This window comes from Gilliamella sp. B2772, assembly GCF_026536985.1.
Classification (GTDB): Bacteria; Pseudomonadota; Gammaproteobacteria; order Enterobacterales; family Orbaceae; genus Gilliamella; species Gilliamella apicola_E.
The window spans coordinates 34,510-51,610 of record NZ_JAFNNB010000001.1; the positions used below are offsets into that span (position 1 = coordinate 34,510).

The following is a 17,101-nucleotide window of genomic DNA, read 5'->3' on the forward strand; positions in this document are numbered from 1 at the left end:
ATCGGTTTTTTTATATGAAAACAATCTTACAAATTTATGCTAGAAGAATTGACCTTAAAATTAACCACATTGATAAAAACAGTTAATACCATTTTTTACGTATCTAATAGATTGAATGATATTGATTGAAATAGACAAGACAGTTGGTCTATAATTTTTAGACCAATTGTCTAGTTATACGAAATCAGCCTGTTAACTGACTTGCTGATCGACCTATTGAGTAAATTAGCAAATCTTATACTGCCAAACGTAATAAGGAATAACCATGTCATTCAAAGCGATAGTATTAGAAAAAAATGATACTCACGGTTTTACCCATTCAATAAAAGCCGTACCTCAACAACAATTACTTGCTCAACAAGGCGACACACTACTCCAAGTCCACTATTCAAGTATCAACTATAAAGATGCGTTAGCACTGACTAACAAAAGCCCGGTTGTAAGACAATGGCCAATGATACCGGGTATTGATGGCGTGGGTAGTGTCATTGAATGTGCAAATGGTCACTATCAAAAAGGGGATATTGTCATCTTAAATGGTTGGGGATGTGGTGAAACGCACTGGGGATGTTTAGGGCAATATGCCTATTTAAAATCAGAATGGTTAATTCCATTACCGAAAAATATGACTCCTTATCAATCCATGGTGCTTGGCACGGCGGGATATACAGCGGCATTATGTGTGAAACGCATTATTGATTTTGGCGTTAAACCAGAAGATGGCAAGATTTTAGTTACGGGAGCGACAGGCGGTGTAGGTTCAGTTGCTGTCGCGTTATTGAGTAAATTAGGTTATCAGGTTGCTGCCTCCACTAGCAAAGTGGCAGATGAAGATTATCTGCATAAACTTGGTACTGTCGAAATTATTGATGGTCAATCTTTGAAAGAGCCTAATCGACCGTTACAAAAAGAGTTATGGTCTGCAGCAATCGACGTGGTTGGCTCTTATACATTAGCCAATATTTGTGCACAAACTCAATATGGTGGTATTGTTGCTTGTTGTGGTCTTGCGCAAGGTATGGATTTCCCTGCAACGGTTGCACCGTTTATTTTACGAGGAGTGACATTAGCTGGTGTGGATAGTGTGATGGCTAGTTATGATAAACGAATAGCTGCTTGGCAATTAATAGCAGAAAACATGGATGAAAAGCTGTATTCTCATATCGCCCAGACTATTGCATTAAATGAATGCATTGAAGTGGCAAATAAGATGATCGCAAGTAAAATTAAAGGTCGCTTTGTGGTTGATGTAAATAAGTAAATCAATATGCAATAAAGTGGTGTCATTTTACACACTTTATTAGTACCTAGATCTATTCAGATAAAAATTAACACAATTGATTGTGTAATAATTCTTGTATTTCCTATAATATCAGACTAAATTTACTTTTAGCTGTTTTGAAAGTAAAATTCGCAATGACTGTTTAGAATGATTAATTTTCTTTGAGTATTTTAAATAGGGGAATGTGATATGCCTTATCAAACACGAGATGACTTACCAGAATCTGTTCGACATGTTTTACCTGTCCATGCTCAAGATATTTTTAAAGAAGCATTCAATAGTGCCATAAAAGAGTATCAAGATCCTAAAAAACGACGAGACAATAGTTCACCAGAGCAAGTTGCTTTTCGTGTTGCTTGGTCAGCGGTTGAAAAGCTTTATCATAAAGATGAAAACGGCAAATGGGTTGCAAAATAGTAATTTTAACGATGTATACTTTTTTTTAACATTCTCATAATAGTGTATGATTGATGCTCAATAAAAACTAGTATAATCAAAGCCAACATATATGGTTGGCTTATTATTTTTTAAATGGAGACATTAAAATGTTTATTTTCTCTCTTACCTACCTGAAATCCATTAGTGAAGTAGAAAAATACTTACCGCAACATATCGATTATCTAGAACGTCATTATCAATCAGGGCATTTTATTGCTTCTGGTCGCAAAGTTCCTCGTACTGGTGGGGTGATTCTTTGTCGTGCAGAAAGTAAAGAACAAGCACTAGCAATAATGCAAGAAGATCCGTTTTATATTTATCAAATTGCCGAGTACGACATAATTGAATTTGTACCAACTAAATATGCCAACGGATTTGAAGCATTTATTTAATACTTACCAATTGAATATTCAAGCTTAAATATTCAATTTAGTGATATCTTCAAAATTTCATAAATATGATAGGAATTTGCTCGACTAATTGATCGTCATAATCCGCACGCAGATTTAATCAATATCTAAAATTGCAAATTTTTATGAATCCTTTTGCCACTATTCATCCTCTATATAATCAAATAAATGTTATTTAAAAATCTTAGGAAATGATACTTTTAGCATAACAAAATTAAAAAATTCACAATAATTAAATTATATGAACCTAAAAAACGAAAAACTCATTCAAGCGGCTTGTATGGGCAATAAACAAGCTTTAGAACAATTACTTATCCTTTGCCAACCTGATATTAAAAGGTTTGCTAGGCGAACTTGTTCTTCAGCTGAAGATGTTGAAGATGCTGTGCAAATCGCTCTTTGGCTAATGTATAGAAAAATTGGCACATTGAAAACAATAGCGACTTTCGCCAGCTGGTTATTTCGAATTATTGAAAGGGAGTGTTATCGATTATTTAGAGCTAGACAATCAAAAAGTATTAATAGTGAATTTAATCTAGAAAACATCGCTATGCAAAATACAGATTTGAGTCTGCATATTGATTTAACCAATGCTATTGGTTCGTTACCATTCATCTATCGTCAAGTATTAATTTTGCGCGATATTGAAGAATATAGTGCACCCGAAGTTGCTGAAAAATTGGGTATCACTATTGAGGCAGTAAAAAGCAGATTGCATCGAGCAAGAATGATTATAAAAGAAAAGTTGGATTCAAAAACCTATCTAAATTAATAGATTTAAAAAAGGAGAGTTTATGTATTGTCGTAATTCTGTAAGTTTGCATTTAATAAGAGGCGTGTGTGCCTTGATGCTAGTTTTAGCACTTTTTTTATTTCAGTTTCCTTTATTTGCTAAGCTTGCTTGTTTGGCTTGTGTTGTATTTTTATTGCGTGGCTGTCCGGCATGTTGGTTTAGCGGATTAATTTATAAATTAAAAAATAACAAAGCGTAACAATATGAGTAATTACCAATCATCTAATGATTTTAAATATGTCACTACTTTATTGAAATATGCACCTAAAGAAACTCAAGCTTTTATTGATTTTGATCATATAACGATTAAGCGGACTGAAGGGCATATTCCAGTCAAAATAAGAGAACTTATTGCATTAGCTGTTGCACTTACGACACAATGTGCGTATTGCATTGAAGTTCATAGTAAGAACGCTAAGCGCTTAGGTGTAAGCAAAGAAGAGTTAGCAGAGTTAATTTCTATTGCTGCTGCGGTAAGAGCCGGCGCAACAATGGGACATGGCTTTTTAGCTATACGTTTGTTTGATGAAACCACTTCTTAATCCCTTCATTTTTATCTTTTAAGATAAGTTGATACTGTTCTAAATATGTCCTAATTATGTTTAGGACATTCCAGCAATGCATATCTATTTTCCTTATCAATACGGAAAATATTGGTTCGTAATTCGATTTTTTTCCTTTTATACTTAACTTGAATTCTTAATAATACAGGTGCTTGATCATGAATAATAAAGGTTTACCAAAAGATTTTTTATGGGGTGGTGCGGTTGCTGCTCATCAATTAGAGGGTGCTTGGCAAGCTGGTGGTAAGGGGCCTAGTGTTGCCGATGTGATGACTGTTGGATCGCCTAAAAGTTATCGAAAAATTACCGAAGGAATCATTCCTGGTGAGTATTATCCTAATCACGAGGCTATCGACTTTTATCATCATTATAAAGATGATATTAAACTCTTCGCTGAAATGGGGTTTAAATGTTTTCGAACTTCGATTGCTTGGACTCGAATCTTCCCGAAAGGTGATGAGCTTGCACCAAATGAAGAAGGGTTGAAGTTTTATGATGATCTTTTCGATGAATGTTTAAAATATAATATTGAGCCGGTTGTTACCCTTTCGCACTTTGAATTACCTTATTATCTAGTTACCGAATATGGTGGCTTCCGTAATCGTAAATTAATTGATTTCTTTGTTCGCTTTGCTGAGGTCTGTTTTGATCGTTATAAAAATAAAGTGAAATATTGGATGACCTTTAATGAGATCAATAACCAAGCTAATTTTAATGAAGATTTTGCGCCTTTCACTAACTCAGGTATTTATTACAAAGCAGGTGATAACCGAGAAGAAATCATGTATCAAGCTGCACATTATGAATTAGTTGCAAGCGCAAAAGCGGTGCAAATAGGTCATGCTATCAATCCTGATTTTCAAATTGGTTGTATGATTGCTGTTGTGCCAATCTATCCGGAAACCTGTAAACCAGGTGATATCTTAATGGCTCAAAAAGTCATGGAACGTAAGTATTTCTTTACTGATGTTCATGTTCATGGTCAATATCCTAATCATATTATCAAATACTGGCAACGCAAAGGCTTTAAATTAGACGTTACAAGCCAAGATCTCGAAGTATTAGAAAACGGTACAGTCGATTACATTGGTTTTAGTTATTACATGTCTAATGCGATTAGAAAAAAATCAGATAACTATGAATATAATGAAAAAACCGATTTAATTGGTAATCAATACGTTAAAAAATCTGATTGGGGGTGGCAGATCGATCCGGAAGGTTTGCGCTACACATTAAATTGGCTAACTGATATGTATCATTTACCGCTTTTCATTGTGGAAAATGGATTTGGTGCATATGATAAAGTTGAAGCTGATGGAAGTATTCATGATAGTTATCGTATTGAATATCTACGAGAACATATTAAACAAATGAAGTTAGCGGTTGAAGAAGATGGTGTAGATTTGATGGGATATACTCCATGGGGTTGTATTGATTTAGTGTCAGCTGGAACTGGTGAAATGGAAAAACGTTACGGCTTTATTTATGTTGATAAAGATAATAAAGGTAATGGAACCTTAAAACGTAGCCGTAAAGATTCATTTGCTTGGTATAAAAAAGTCATTGAGTCAAATGGTGAAACCTTATAACGATTTAAATTCATTAGGAGAAGTTATGAAAAAAGCGTTAATTATTTGTGCAGCGGGTATGTCATCATCGCTTATGGCCAAAAAGGTAACTGAATTTTTTGCTAGTAAAAATGTACCTATTGAACTTGATGCGGTATCTGCAACTGAAGGTAGTAATAAAATTAAAAATAGTGATTTTTCACTGTTTTTAATTAGTCCGCAAACCATGATGATGTTTGATAAATTAAAAGCATTAGGTGATGAAGTGGGTAAACCTGTTGTGAGTATTCCTTTTCAGGCTTATATTCCAATTCAATCTGGTATTGAACAACTAGCTAAATTAGTTGAGGACAATATTAATTAAATTTAGGCAAATCTGAGTTCTACCGTTCTTGATGCGATTGTTTAGTTTAATAATCGCATCATTGAAGTAGCTTATATTTTAATGACTTGATCTTTTAGGATAATTCTCATTAATAGTTAAGGTATAGTAGATAATGATAAAACAAAAACAACGAGAACTTATTAGTTTATTAATTCGTTCCAAAAATGGATTTAAAAGTAGTCAAGAACTCGCGGAGGAATTATCGTTATCAGATCGTACTGTACGTACCTATCTTAAAGATTTAAAAACATTAATAGAACGCAATGGCGGTAATATTGTTAGTAAACAAGGCTATGGTTTTCAACTTGAAATATTAGATCGAACTGCATTTAATTTATTTTTGATTGAATATCATTTATTAGATAAAAATATTGAGAAATCCCAATGCCGGGAAGCAAGTGAACGAAAGCACTATATCCTTAATTTATTATTACTTGAAAGCCAAAAAATTGATGTTGAAGCATTATCTGAACAGCTATTTATTAGCTCATCCCAATTGAATAAAGATATTACGGAAATTAAGTCCCAATTACAACCTTATGAACTCACGCTTAAAAAAAGCCATTCTTTAATTTATGTTGATGGTGAAGAAAAAGCTAAACGTCATTTTATTATGAGTTACTTTTTTCATGAGGATTCAATCAATTTTTTACACCATTTATCCTATTTTAATCAAGCATGTGAAGCAATTAGCTTTGATACCTTAACTATCATTATTTTAGATGAGTGTCGTGAAGCGAATATCAAATTATCTGATGTAATGATTCAAAATATAGTCCTACATTTGTCATTAAGTATTAAACGTTTGCAGTCGGGGCTTACAATCCAAAATCTTGATTTACTTGTTTCAGCTGATTCAGCTATTGAATATCAAGTTGCTAATCGAATCATCGCTCGTATTGAATCGATAATTGGTTTTCATTTTCCTAAAGAAGAGCAAATGTACCTTACGCTACATTTGATGAGTAAATCAAATTTAATCCAAGACGATCTTGATGAAGAACTTGGCGCTTTATTAACTAATTTACTTTTAAAAATTGAACAAGAAACAGGCTATCCTTTTTGGCATGATGAACAGTTGAAAAATGGGTTAATTCAGCATTTAAAACCAATGCTTGTGCGTTTAGCACAGAATATAAAATTAGAAAATCCTCTAATAGATGAAATTAAAAGCCAATATGGTGAAGTTTTTGGGTTAGTTAAACATTATTTCAATCAACTACCCAATTTAAATAAATATGACGTCATTGATGATGAGTGGGGATATTTAGCACTTCATTTTTTAGCATCACTGGAAAAATTAAAAAATGAACAGAAAGCTAAAGTATTAATTATCTGCGCAACGGGGCTTGGTAGTGCACAATTACTTAAAAATCGAGTAGAAAGTGAATTTGATGAGCGAGTAAAAATTATAGCAACACGTGGTTATTATGAAATAGAACAAGGGATGTTAAATGATATCGATTTTATTATTTCTTCTGTCGATTTATCATCCAAAGTATTTAAAGTACCAGTATTTCATGTCTCTGTATTTTTTTGTGAGGAAGATGTTCAAGCAATTCGCCGATATCTTTCTCATAGACAAACCCCCAATTCATTACCCAAAAATTTCTTACCAATTGATGATAAAAAACAGAATCATTCAAAATATATAGCTCAAGTATTTGATGAAATTGCTGCTGATTATTTTTACTTGTGTCCCAATAAACCATCTAAACAAGCCGTGTTGGATCATTTGCTTGATTTATTATCTATCAATGAATCAAAGAACTTTAAGCAAGAGATGAAAAAACAGATGGAAAAAAGGATGGCGTTAGGTGAAATAATCTTTAGTCCAACCATAGTGGTTCCTCATCCAGCTATTCCAGTAGGTAAGATAGCCAAAATAGCGATTGCTGTTATTCCTCAAGGTGTGAGTTGGGATATAAATTATCAAGATGTTAAGTTTATTTTTATGATTTCTCCATCAATATACCAAAATTCCAACTTAGCTATGATGACCAAAGCGATTGTCAATTTAATTGATGATTTAGCTATGCAAGATGCAATGTTAAAAATTACCGATTTTAATCAATTCAAATCTTACTTTATCCAATTAATTGAAAAAGGAGCGTAGCAATGACTGACATAATGAGCTCGGAGGATATTCAAATTACTGCTTTCAATATTATTTTGCATAGTGGTAATGCCAAAACCAAAATTCACCTTGCATTTAAAGCGATGAGAGAGGCTAATTTCGAACAAGCAACGCAGTTACTTGAAGAAGCCAATCATGAGATTTTAGAAGCACATAAATCTCAAACTGAATTGCTTCAATCTTATGCAAGTGGCACTAAAATTGAGATGGAAATCATTATGGTTCATGCTCAAGATCATTTGATGACGACAATGACATTGAGAGAAATAGCTATTGAGATGTCCCATCTATATCAACAAACATATAAGTTATCAAATCAATAAAGAGGTTTGAGATGAATACACCACTAGAAAGCCAACTTAAATTACATAAAAAAGTTAGTTTGACTAACCTCTATTTTAATCGCTTTTTAGCGGTTCGTTATGCTACAGCATTTTTTTTGTTTATAAATCTCTATTGGGCAGTTTTTTTGATGGGAAGTTTTTCTATAGCTATCGTGCTACCTATTATGCTCATAATACTTGCTACGCTAACCAGTTTTGAGCAAATAAAACTTTATCGAAATCATAAAAACCATCTACGCTATGCAAGTTTATTTTATCAAATAATGTTGATATCTATCATTGCGTTAATTGTTTCGATATTCACTCCATTATTTCACTTTTTCTTTCCATTCTTAAAAAATTCACAAGAGGCCATAAACATACTATTGGGAATAATGTTAACAAGTTTAGTTTTTACAATTCTTATATTAATAAAATTGAAAAAAATCGAACGTAATGAGGATAAACATTTTAAAAGAATTCAAGCTTATCAAGAAATCATTAATTAAATGAGGAAAACAAAATGAATACCGGATTTGTGTTGCTACAAAAATATCTAATGACTCCGATGGCTAAAATATCGCAGTTTAAGATTGTAAGGGCAGTAATGGCAGCGGGGATGGCATCAGTTCCTTTTTGTATCGTTGGGTCGATGTTTTTAGTATTTAATACATTACCAATGACATTTACTGGATTAGAAACTCTTTTCCAAAATACCATTTTCAAAGTAAGCGATCTTTATATGATTGCGAACACAGCGACAATGGGAATATTGGCGCTTTATTTTAACATTGTAGTTGGTTATGAATTAACCAAAATTGAGGAAGAAGAAACCGGTTTAAAAGTGAATGCGCTTAATGGTGCTATGTTATCAGTATTTGCTTTTGTTATGACTTTACCGGAATTAGTTCTACAAAATGGTTCTATGGTATTACTTAGTGACCAAAGTGAAGTCTTCAATGGATTACGATTACAACCATTTGTTTTCCGATTAGGTACTTCGGGTATTTTTATTGCAATAGTAATGGCTATTGTGGCAACTCAACTTTATTTCCTCTGTGTACGTCGTAACTGGGTGGTTAAAATGCCTGAGACCGTTCCATTAGGTGTATCACGCTCATTTACTGCACTAATTCCAACCTTTGTTATTGCTTTTACAGTTATTATTTTAAACGGTATTTTAATTTTCTTTGGTACTGATATTTTCGATATTATTGGTGTTCCATTTACCTTTGTAACCAATTTGACTAAAAGCTGGCTTGGTATTATGGTAATTTTATTTTTAATTCATGCGCTTTGGGTTGTAGGTATTCATGGTGCAAGTATCATTGGTGCTTTTATAACACCAATAATGCTGGCTAATATGAATGAAAACGTTGGTGGTGCTCATATTCCATTTGCGGGAGAGTTTAACAATTCTTTGGTTATTTTAGGTGGTTCAGGTTCTACACTTCTTATGACATTCTTTATTGCTTTTTGTGCTAAGTCGAGTCAATTGAAAATTTTAGGTCGAGCCTCAGCAGTTCCTGCAATCTTTAATATCAATGAGCCAATTATTTTTGGTATGCCGATAGTTTATAACCCATATCTTGCCATACCATTTTTATTAGCGCCAATGGCTTGTGGTACTTTAGGTTATTTTGCTATAAGTAGTGGTTTTATGAATCCTATTATTGCGCTAGTGCCGTGGCCATCACCAATGGGATTAGGGGCATTTATTGGTACCGGTGGTGATTATCGTGCTATGTTTGTTGCGATACTTTCAGCAATATTAGCTTTGGTGATTTATTTGCCGTTTGTCAAAATGTACGACAATAAACTTTATAAAGAAGAACAAGTAAAATCAGAAACTGAAGTTCAAACTGAAGAATAAGTCACAAAATCGTTTAATGAATTATTCTTGTTAAGGTAGTAATAGATAGAAAAATAAATTGATATAATAAAAAACCCGTTATAGTAAACGGGTTTTTTTATTGCTATTATCTGATGATTATTCAGGAATAATCTCAACAATAATTTTAGCAAAAGCTTCGCTATGTACTTGGAATAACACTTCGTGTTCACCAGTAGTACGTAATACACCATTTGGCAGGCGAACTTCGCTTTTTGATACTTGAATACCACGAGCTTTAACTGCATCAGCGATATCACGAGTACCAATTGAACCGAATAGACGACCTTCATCACCCGCTTTAGAAGTAATAGTTACTTTACCTAATGCATTGATTTCAGATACGCGCTCTTCTGCGGCTTTTAACGTTTCTGCTAGTTTTGCTTCTAATTCAGCACGACGCGCTTCAAAGAATTCAATATTCTTTTTAGTCGCAGGTACTGCTTTACCTTGTGGAATTAAAAAGTTACGAGCATAACCCGCTTTAACATTAACTTGATCACCTAAGCTGCCTAAATTAGCAACTTTATCGAGTAGAATAATTTGCATTATATGTTCCCTCTGTTGCTAATTACTGATGGTTGTCAGTATATGGTAATAATGCCAAGTAACGAGCGCGTTTGATAGCGCGAGCTAATTGACGTTGATATTTTGCGCTAGTACCAGTGATACGGCTTGGTACAATTTTACCACTTTCTGTGATATAGCTTTTTAATAAAGAAACATCTTTATAATCAATTTCTTTAACGCCTTCTGCTGTAAAACGGCAGAATTTGCGACGACGGAAATAACGTGCCATTTGGCTATTCTCCTAATAGTTTAATTTGGTCAGCATGTAAAACTAATTGACTGGTTTTATCTCGTTTAGTATGTGTGCTGATAAAGCCACTTACTAATACTTTGCTGCCTTTTTTAATACTGTAACTTAACTCTTGTTGTCCACTGACAATAACTGGCATTGTGCACCATGCTTGTCTTGGGAATCCTGCTTCGATTTGTTCAGAAACGTGTTCTAAATAAAACTGGCAGTGTAAAATCCCACTGGGACTCATTTTTTTTATCGGGGTTTTGGTGACCAAGCCCGACAAAACTAAACGATTATTCTTCTGAATCATCGTCCATGTTTACATCGCTATAATCTTCTTCTGAACTACGACGTTCATCTTTAGCTTTTAGCATAGGTGATGTTTCAGTTACAGCGTGTTTTGTGCGCATAATTAAACTGCGAATTACTGCATCATTGAAACGGAAGTTATCTTCAAGTTCATTTACTGCTTCTTGAGTAGCTTCTACATTCATTAACACATAGTGTGCTTTATGCAGTTTTTCGATAGGATAGGCTAATTGGCGACGCCCCCAATCTTCTAAACGATGGATTTTTCCACCATCAGTGGTTAATGTACCAGTATAACGTTCAATCATACCAGGTACTTGTTCACTTTGATCTGGGTGAACCATAAATACAATTTCGTAATGACGCATTATCGCTCCCTACGGATTAATCAGCTTTCTGTCGGGGCAACCGCAACCCATTGAAAGCAAGGAACATGAAAATTAAGCGGTTGAAATCGACGGCGCATTATATATCAAATTAATCTCTTTAACAAATGAATAAGTTATAAAAATGCGATTTGGCTATTTACGAGCAAAATATAATCTTAATCATCAAAAAAACGGCTACTAGCTCCCTCAAAAACCCCGCTCCTCAACTTTTTTTATCAAAATATGAAGCGTAAATATAAAAATGTAACGATATCTATACATTTTTGTCATTAAAGTATGCTATTCTTAACAGAATAAAAATTTAAGATTAATAGCTATTTTTCTAGGGAGTATTTATATGGCTGAAGAAACCATTTTTAGTAAAATTATTCGCCGTGAAATTCCTTCTGATATCGTCTTTCAAGATGATAAGGTTACTGCGTTTCGAGATATTTCTCCTCAAGCTCCTACACATATCTTAATTATTCCCAATAAATTAATTCCAACCATAAATCATATAGAAGCGTCTGATGAAGCTTTGCTTGGTCATATGGTGGTAGTGGCAGCTAAAATTGCCAAGCAGGAAGGTATTGATGAAAGTGGTTACCGTTTAATTATGAATTGTAATAAGGATGCGGGACAAGAAGTCTTTCATATTCATATGCATTTATTGGGCGGTAAAAATTTAGGGCGATTAATAGGTTAACTTATATGAAACAGTTTAAACGTACCGCAGTAATTAGTATGCTGGCTTTAAGCTTGGCTGGTTGTCAACTTTTAGGTTCTAATCAAAAAACTGAAGTTAAAGCCCCAATTGAAACACCGAGTGATCCAGGTGTAGTAGATACGCCTCCACAGATTACAAAGACAATTGATTGGAATACAATTTTATCACCTCTTGTAAATAAAATAATGCAATCTTCATCCTCAATTGAAGCCAATAAAGTTTTGTTGATTAGTGACATTCAAAATCGCAGTGGAGATTATTTAGCAACAAATCAGGTTGATGAAACGTTACATAGCTTAATGAATAAACAAAATCTTTTTACTGTCGCTGATAGGCAATCTATCAACCGAGCCAAACAAGCATTAGGTATTTCGGCTGATGATAAACTTGTATCACGAAGCAAAATGATAGGTTTAGCAAAATCAATGAATGCTGGATATGTGCTTTTTACTACACTTTATAAATCTCCATCAGAAAATGATAATGCAAATCTTTCTATGGAATTACTTTCAACGCAAACTGGTGAAATTTTACAACGGGTAACATCAAAAGATGTGCCATCGGATAATGTTCAAGGGGCTGCGGAGTAATGGGGCCTTTATTGATTGATGTGCAAGGAACATCGTTAACTAATGATGATGTAAAGCTTTTACAAAATCCGTTGGTTGCAGGTATCATCTTATTTAGTCGTAATTACGAAGATCCAGAACAATTAACTGAACTGATTAAACAGATTCGTGCTACCACATCTGAGCGTTTATTAATTTCGGTCGATCATGAGGGGGGGCGAGTTCAACGTTTTAAAAAAGGTTTTACCCATATTCCTCCTGCTCAATCATTCGCATTGCTTAATGATATCGAACAGGCTAAATCATTGGCCTTTGATGCTGGCTGGTTGTTGGCTATAGAATTGATTGCCTACGATATCGATCTTAGTTATGCGCCGGTATTAGATTTAGGCCATGAGTGTTTAGCAATAGGTAGTCGATCCTTTCATTCAGATATCAATATTGCTTATCAAATTGCATCATCTATGATTGATGGTATGCATTGTGCAGGGATGAAAACAACGGGTAAACATTTTCCCGGTCATGGTCATGTGATTGCTGATTCTCATAAAGAAACACCAATTGATCATCGCTCTAAAGCACTTATTGAAAATGATATGCAGATCTTTGCAAAATTGATCGCAGAAAAGAAACTTGATGCCATTATGCCCGCTCACGTCATTTATCCTGAATTTAATGATAAACCAGCCAGCGGATCAGCATTTTGGCTTAAAACTGTATTACGTGAACAATTACATTTTAATGGCATTATATTTTCGGATGATTTATCAATGGAAGGTGCAGCGATTTTAGGTAATCATGCTCAACGAGCAGAAGCTGCACTTAATGCTGGTTGTGATTTATTATTGGCATGTAATAACCGCAATGGCACATTAGCTATTTTAGATGCGTTGACTAATTTAAATAAAAAACAATCATTACTAACTGATAAAGCAAAACAGTTATTGACGACAACTAAAATCAATTGTGTTGACTTAATTAATAGCCATGAGTGGCAAGTTCGTCATAACAATTTAATGAAGTTAAATGAAAAGTGGGAAAATTATAATGCAAGCAGCCATCATTGAAATCGATAATAATTCAAAACTGTTGGCTTATAATAATGTAGCAAAAGCGCTATTTTCTGTTAATTCATTGAATTTAAATCAAAAATTTGATTATCAAAATGTATTTAATTTGGATGCCGCATTCAATTTAGCTCAGCATGATGATGCTATTATTGTTTTAAATTCGCAGTATTTTTTATTGCAAAAAGTCCGAGAATCATTCAAAATTACTTTTGTTTTACAACCGGTTGAATATTTAAAAAGACGACTATCAAAAATCAATGTTGTTGGCAGTCATGCTTTTGATATTTTCGCCGTTCAAAGTCAAGCTATGCAAAAGTTGATTGCTCAAGCTAAAGCATTTTCGGTGCAACGAGAACCATTACTAATCACTGGTGAAACTGGGACTGGTAAAGATTTATTAGCTAGCGCATGTCACCAATATAGCCCTAGGGGTGATAAAGCTTTTTTAGGTTTAAATTGTGCAGCAATGCCCGATGATGTTGTTGAAAGTGAACTTTATGGACATGCAGCAGGCGCTTATCCTGGAGCAGTTGAAAGTAAAAAAGGTTTTTTTGAGCAAGCAAATGGTGGTTCTGTATTACTTGATGGCATTGATGAGATGTCATTCCAAATGCAAACCAAATTATTACGTTTTATTAATGATGGATATTTTCGAAGAGTAGGTGACGATAACGAAGTTTACGTTGATGTTAGAATCATCTGTGCGACTAAAGTTGATTTAGCTGAGTTAGTGGAACAAGGAAAGTTTAGGAAAGATCTTTATTATCGCTTGAATGTATTGTCTTTAAATTTACCTTCACTAAAAGAGCGCAAGGATGACATAGAACCACTTACTCATATTTTCATTGATGAATTTGCTAATAAGCAAGGTATTACCCCGCCAAAAGTGAGTCAGGATGTTATTCCTTACTTAACCCAATACTCTTGGCCAGGTAATGTAAGACAGCTTAAAAATGTACTTTATTCCGCATTATCTCAATTGACATCATCACAATTAACAGTAAAAGATATTGTTCTACCTACGATAACATCGACCCAAGTTTCTTGGATCAATGATATCGAAAATAAAACACTTGATGAAATGACCAAACAATTCGAAAAAGAAGTTTTAAAAAGCTTGTATACCGAATATCCAAGCTCTAGAAAACTCGCAAAAAGATTGGGTGTATCGCATACTGCGATTGCTAATAAGTTACGCGATTATAAGGTAAGGAGGTAAAATTTTTTTTATATAAATATTTTTTAATCATTTTCTATATCTTTAAATTTAACATAAGATGCGTAAACAAAGCTAATGGTTGATACTTTTTTTAGGTAACTAAAAACATCCTTTTTATGTGGGAGGTAATTAGTGAGTATTTATGTAACAAAATCTTTTATGCCAACACTTCCTGAATATTCAAATATATTGAAAAGCGTTTGGGAAAGAGGTGTATTAACTAATCAAGGTCCTTGTGTTCAAGAATTTGAACTTAAAATGAGAGAATACTTAGATGTAAGGGATTTTCAATATTTAAATAATGGTACTATTGCTCTTCAATTAGCTCTGAATGCTTTAGATATTACTGAAGGTGAAGTTATAACAACTCCCTTTTCTTATATTGCAACTATTTCCAGCATTTTATGGGAGCGTTGTACTCCTGTATTCGTAGATGTAGAAGCAGACAATTTCACAATTGATACACAAAAAATTCGATCTTCCATTACTAATAAAACTAAAGCAATTATGAGTGTGCATGTTTTTGGTTATGCGTGTAATATTGAAGAAATCGATTTAATTGCACAAGAATATAATCTTAAAGTTATATATGATGGTGCACATGCTTTTGGAGCTAAATATAAGGGAAAATCTTTACTTTCATATGGCGATGTTTCAACAGTCTCGTTTCATGCAACTAAATTATTTCATACTGTTGAAGGTGGAGCTTGTATTATTAAAGATCCTGAAGTTAGTAAGAAATTAGATTTAGCAAAACGTTTTGGTCACAATGGCGATAAACATTATCAATTAGGTATAAATGGGAAAGCATCAGAGTTTCATGCAGCTATGGGGCTAGCTAATTTTCCTTATATTAATTACATTATTTCTGAACGTAAAAATAGTTCTATACTTTATGATAAATTACTAGATAATTCATTAAAGCGTCCTAAAACTCAATTAGAATTAGAATATAATTATGCCTATTATCCTGTTCTTTTCAAATGTGAAGATGAGCTTCTAAATGTTTTTGCTGCTTTAAATAAAAATGATATTTATCCAAGACGTTATTTCTATCCAAGTTTGAATCAATTACCTTATTTAAATTATAAAAAATGTGAATTCTCTGAGGATGTATCGAAACGAATAGCATGTTTACCGCTTTATGTGGGACTTAAAGCTGATGAACAAAGGATGATTGTAGATATTATAAGAAATAGTGCTGATTGATTTTAAAAATTTAAATTTTGGAAGGAAAGTGATGAAAATTGGTATAATGCAACCTTATTTTTTCCCTTACATGGGATATTGGCAATTAATTAATGCTGTAGATAAATATGTTATTTATGATGATGTGAATTATATAATAAGAGGTTGGATAAATAGGAATAATATCTTATTAAATGGTAAAAAACACCTAATTACATTACCTCTAGAAGGTGCTTCATCGTCATTATTAATAAATGAAATTAAAGTTACTCCTATACAAAAAGATAAAGAAAAACTTTTAAAAACCATAGAACTTTCATATAAAAAGGCACCATATTTCAATGATGTTTTTCCAATTGTTAAGAATACTTTATTTTACGAAAATGAATTGGTATCTGAAAAATTAGTTTATTCTATAAAAAGTATTAAAAAATATATTAATATTAACACGGAAATACTTTTATCTTCACAATTAAATAAAGATAATTCTTTAAGCGCTGAGGCTAAGATTATACATATTTGTGAATTGTTGAATGGAGATAAGTATTACAATGCAATTGGTGGACAAGACTTATATGATAAAGCGAATTTTGAAAAGCGAAATTTAAAATTGAGTTTTGTAAAAATGAATAATATAAGTTATAAGCAATTTAATAACAATTTTATCCCTAATCTTTCAATAATTGATGTTTTAATGTTTAATTCCCCTTCTTCAATAAAAGACATGCTAAATGACTATGAGGTCATCTAATTATTCAATAGAAGGGTATTTTCAATTTGAATGTAGGGGTAATGGATCGTATCATAATAATGGAATTCTACTAAATACAGGTCGAAATTCACTAAGGTATATCATACAAGTTTGCAATATTAGAAAATTAATTGTGCCGGCATATATATGCCATGAATTGATTGAATCAATCGAATTAGAAGATTGTTTAATTGCATTTTTTAATATTAATGAAAAGCTTTTGCCTAATGAATGTTTTCAATCAAATGAATTTATTTTGTATTCCAATTATTTTGGATTATGTGAACGTACAGTTATTGAATTAT

The 17,101-nt window shown here is 33.0% G+C and carries 22 protein-coding genes; 18 read left to right on the forward strand and 4 right to left on the reverse strand.

What is annotated here, in order from left to right; all coding sequences use genetic code 11:
- The first annotated feature begins 265 nt into the window (after positions 1-265).
- From J3T98_RS00140 to celB, 12 genes are all read left to right on the forward strand, one after another.
- On the forward strand, positions 266-1,261 hold the full coding sequence (locus J3T98_RS00140) for an MDR family oxidoreductase (protein ID WP_267361821.1): 996 nt from the start codon (positions 266-268) through the stop codon (positions 1,259-1,261).
- Between the two features lie 210 nt (positions 1,262-1,471).
- A complete protein-coding gene (locus tag J3T98_RS00145; RefSeq protein ID WP_267330175.1) occupies positions 1,472-1,699 on the forward strand; it encodes a ChaB family protein in 228 nt (75 codons plus the stop codon).
- A gap of 128 nt (positions 1,700-1,827) precedes the next feature.
- The gene (locus tag J3T98_RS00150) at positions 1,828-2,112 is read left to right on the forward strand and encodes a YciI family protein (protein WP_065734374.1); all 285 of its coding nucleotides are present in this window, start codon (positions 1,828-1,830) and stop codon (positions 2,110-2,112) included.
- 259 nt (positions 2,113-2,371) lie between these two features.
- The gene (locus tag J3T98_RS00155; protein ID WP_065734375.1) at positions 2,372-2,902 is read left to right on the forward strand and encodes an RNA polymerase sigma factor; all 531 of its coding nucleotides are present in this window, start codon (positions 2,372-2,374) and stop codon (positions 2,900-2,902) included.
- 22 nt (positions 2,903-2,924) lie between these two features.
- Positions 2,925-3,122: a hypothetical protein gene (locus tag J3T98_RS00160; RefSeq protein WP_267361822.1), complete on the forward strand. Its 198-nt coding sequence runs from the start codon at positions 2,925-2,927 to the stop codon at positions 3,120-3,122.
- Positions 3,123-3,126: 4 nt separating this feature from the next.
- The gene (locus J3T98_RS00165) at positions 3,127-3,465 is read left to right on the forward strand and encodes a carboxymuconolactone decarboxylase family protein (RefSeq protein ID WP_267361823.1); all 339 of its coding nucleotides are present in this window, start codon (positions 3,127-3,129) and stop codon (positions 3,463-3,465) included.
- Between the two features lie 179 nt (positions 3,466-3,644).
- Entirely contained in the window at positions 3,645-5,075 is a 1,431-nt protein-coding gene (locus J3T98_RS00170; protein WP_267361824.1) for a 6-phospho-beta-glucosidase, read from the forward strand.
- Between the two features lie 25 nt (positions 5,076-5,100).
- Complete coding sequence (locus J3T98_RS00175) at positions 5,101-5,418, forward strand: PTS cellobiose transporter subunit IIB (protein ID WP_065563107.1); 318 nt, start codon at positions 5,101-5,103, stop codon at positions 5,416-5,418.
- Between the two features lie 133 nt (positions 5,419-5,551).
- Positions 5,552-7,555: a BglG family transcription antiterminator gene (locus tag J3T98_RS00180; RefSeq protein ID WP_267330178.1), complete on the forward strand. Its 2,004-nt coding sequence runs from the start codon at positions 5,552-5,554 to the stop codon at positions 7,553-7,555.
- Positions 7,556-7,557: 2 nt separating this feature from the next.
- Positions 7,558-7,899 (forward strand): PTS cellobiose transporter subunit IIA, encoded by a 342-nt coding sequence (locus tag J3T98_RS00185; protein WP_065563080.1) that lies wholly within the window; start codon positions 7,558-7,560, stop codon positions 7,897-7,899.
- Positions 7,900-7,910: 11 nt separating this feature from the next.
- Complete coding sequence (locus tag J3T98_RS00190) at positions 7,911-8,408, forward strand: hypothetical protein (protein WP_267361825.1); 498 nt, start codon at positions 7,911-7,913, stop codon at positions 8,406-8,408.
- A gap of 14 nt (positions 8,409-8,422) precedes the next feature.
- Positions 8,423-9,772: a PTS cellobiose transporter subunit IIC gene (gene celB, locus J3T98_RS00195; RefSeq protein ID WP_267337484.1), complete on the forward strand. Its 1,350-nt coding sequence runs from the start codon at positions 8,423-8,425 to the stop codon at positions 9,770-9,772.
- A 117-nt stretch (positions 9,773-9,889) separates the two neighbouring features.
- On the opposite strand, the gene rplI is transcribed toward celB, so the two are convergent.
- Genes rplI through rpsF form a run of 4 tightly spaced genes read right to left on the reverse strand, consistent with a single transcriptional unit; the run spans position 9,890 to position 11,272 of the window.
- Positions 9,890-10,339, reverse strand: coding sequence for a 50S ribosomal protein L9 (rplI, locus tag J3T98_RS00200; protein ID WP_065563077.1), 450 nt, complete (start codon positions 10,337-10,339; stop codon positions 9,890-9,892).
- Between the two features lie 22 nt (positions 10,340-10,361).
- Positions 10,362-10,589, reverse strand: a complete 228-nt coding sequence (gene rpsR / locus J3T98_RS00205) for a 30S ribosomal protein S18 (RefSeq protein ID WP_025314965.1) — start codon at positions 10,587-10,589, stop codon at positions 10,362-10,364.
- A 4-nt stretch (positions 10,590-10,593) separates the two neighbouring features.
- A complete protein-coding gene (gene priB / locus J3T98_RS00210) occupies positions 10,594-10,905 on the reverse strand; it encodes a primosomal replication protein N (protein ID WP_065563076.1) in 312 nt (103 codons plus the stop codon).
- On the reverse strand, positions 10,889-11,272 hold the full coding sequence (rpsF, locus tag J3T98_RS00215; RefSeq protein ID WP_034882519.1) for a 30S ribosomal protein S6: 384 nt from the start codon (positions 11,270-11,272) through the stop codon (positions 10,889-10,891). Before rpsF ends, priB begins: the two co-directional genes overlap by 17 nt.
- A 358-nt stretch (positions 11,273-11,630) precedes the next feature.
- Between rpsF and hinT the strand changes: the two genes are divergently transcribed.
- The 6 genes from hinT (at position 11,631) to J3T98_RS00245 (ending at position 16,796) form a co-directional block, all read left to right on the forward strand.
- On the forward strand, positions 11,631-11,978 hold the full coding sequence (hinT, locus tag J3T98_RS00220) for a purine nucleoside phosphoramidase (protein WP_267330180.1): 348 nt from the start codon (positions 11,631-11,633) through the stop codon (positions 11,976-11,978).
- Positions 11,979-11,983: 5 nt separating this feature from the next.
- Positions 11,984-12,589 carry a penicillin-binding protein activator LpoB gene (locus tag J3T98_RS00225; RefSeq protein ID WP_267361826.1) on the forward strand — a complete coding sequence of 202 codons (606 nt, stop codon included), beginning with the start codon at positions 11,984-11,986 and terminating at the stop codon, positions 12,587-12,589.
- Positions 12,589-13,635, forward strand: coding sequence for a beta-N-acetylhexosaminidase (gene nagZ / locus J3T98_RS00230; RefSeq protein ID WP_267330182.1), 1,047 nt, complete (start codon positions 12,589-12,591; stop codon positions 13,633-13,635). The genes J3T98_RS00225 and nagZ overlap by 1 nt, the downstream gene beginning before the upstream one ends.
- Entirely contained in the window at positions 13,616-14,857 is a 1,242-nt protein-coding gene (locus J3T98_RS00235; protein WP_267361827.1) for a sigma 54-interacting transcriptional regulator, read from the forward strand. The genes nagZ and J3T98_RS00235 overlap by 20 nt, the downstream gene beginning before the upstream one ends.
- Before the next feature lie 132 nt (positions 14,858-14,989).
- On the forward strand, positions 14,990-16,066 hold the full coding sequence (locus tag J3T98_RS00240; RefSeq protein ID WP_267361828.1) for a DegT/DnrJ/EryC1/StrS family aminotransferase: 1,077 nt from the start codon (positions 14,990-14,992) through the stop codon (positions 16,064-16,066).
- A 31-nt stretch (positions 16,067-16,097) separates the two neighbouring features.
- Positions 16,098-16,796 carry a WbqC family protein gene (locus J3T98_RS00245; protein WP_267361829.1) on the forward strand — a complete coding sequence of 233 codons (699 nt, stop codon included), beginning with the start codon at positions 16,098-16,100 and terminating at the stop codon, positions 16,794-16,796.
- Positions 16,797-17,101: the final 305 nt, after the last annotated feature.

Coding starts and splice junctions, on each gene's coding strand:
- J3T98_RS00140 (WP_267361821.1), top strand. CDS start 266: ATGTCATTCAAAGCGATAGTATTAGAAAAAAATGATACTCACGGTTTT.
- J3T98_RS00145 (WP_267330175.1), top strand. CDS start 1,472: ATGCCTTATCAAACACGAGATGACTTACCAGAATCTGTTCGACATGTT.
- J3T98_RS00150 (WP_065734374.1), top strand. CDS start 1,828: ATGTTTATTTTCTCTCTTACCTACCTGAAATCCATTAGTGAAGTAGAA.
- J3T98_RS00155 (WP_065734375.1), top strand. CDS start 2,372: ATGAACCTAAAAAACGAAAAACTCATTCAAGCGGCTTGTATGGGCAAT.
- J3T98_RS00160 (WP_267361822.1), top strand. CDS start 2,925: ATGTATTGTCGTAATTCTGTAAGTTTGCATTTAATAAGAGGCGTGTGT.
- J3T98_RS00165 (WP_267361823.1), top strand. CDS start 3,127: ATGAGTAATTACCAATCATCTAATGATTTTAAATATGTCACTACTTTA.
- J3T98_RS00170 (WP_267361824.1), top strand. CDS start 3,645: ATGAATAATAAAGGTTTACCAAAAGATTTTTTATGGGGTGGTGCGGTT.
- J3T98_RS00175 (WP_065563107.1), top strand. CDS start 5,101: ATGAAAAAAGCGTTAATTATTTGTGCAGCGGGTATGTCATCATCGCTT.
- J3T98_RS00180 (WP_267330178.1), top strand. CDS start 5,552: ATGATAAAACAAAAACAACGAGAACTTATTAGTTTATTAATTCGTTCC.
- J3T98_RS00185 (WP_065563080.1), top strand. CDS start 7,558: ATGACTGACATAATGAGCTCGGAGGATATTCAAATTACTGCTTTCAAT.
- J3T98_RS00190 (WP_267361825.1), top strand. CDS start 7,911: ATGAATACACCACTAGAAAGCCAACTTAAATTACATAAAAAAGTTAGT.
- celB (WP_267337484.1), top strand. CDS start 8,423: ATGAATACCGGATTTGTGTTGCTACAAAAATATCTAATGACTCCGATG.
- rplI (WP_065563077.1), bottom strand. CDS start 10,339: ATGCAAATTATTCTACTCGATAAAGTTGCTAATTTAGGCAGCTTAGGT.
- rpsR (WP_025314965.1), bottom strand. CDS start 10,589: ATGGCACGTTATTTCCGTCGTCGCAAATTCTGCCGTTTTACAGCAGAA.
- priB (WP_065563076.1), bottom strand. CDS start 10,905: ATGATTCAGAAGAATAATCGTTTAGTTTTGTCGGGCTTGGTCACCAAA.
- rpsF (WP_034882519.1), bottom strand. CDS start 11,272: ATGCGTCATTACGAAATTGTATTTATGGTTCACCCAGATCAAAGTGAA.
- hinT (WP_267330180.1), top strand. CDS start 11,631: ATGGCTGAAGAAACCATTTTTAGTAAAATTATTCGCCGTGAAATTCCT.
- J3T98_RS00225 (WP_267361826.1), top strand. CDS start 11,984: ATGAAACAGTTTAAACGTACCGCAGTAATTAGTATGCTGGCTTTAAGC.
- nagZ (WP_267330182.1), top strand. CDS start 12,589: ATGGGGCCTTTATTGATTGATGTGCAAGGAACATCGTTAACTAATGAT.
- J3T98_RS00235 (WP_267361827.1), top strand. CDS start 13,616: ATGCAAGCAGCCATCATTGAAATCGATAATAATTCAAAACTGTTGGCT.
- J3T98_RS00245 (WP_267361829.1), top strand. CDS start 16,098: ATGAAAATTGGTATAATGCAACCTTATTTTTTCCCTTACATGGGATAT.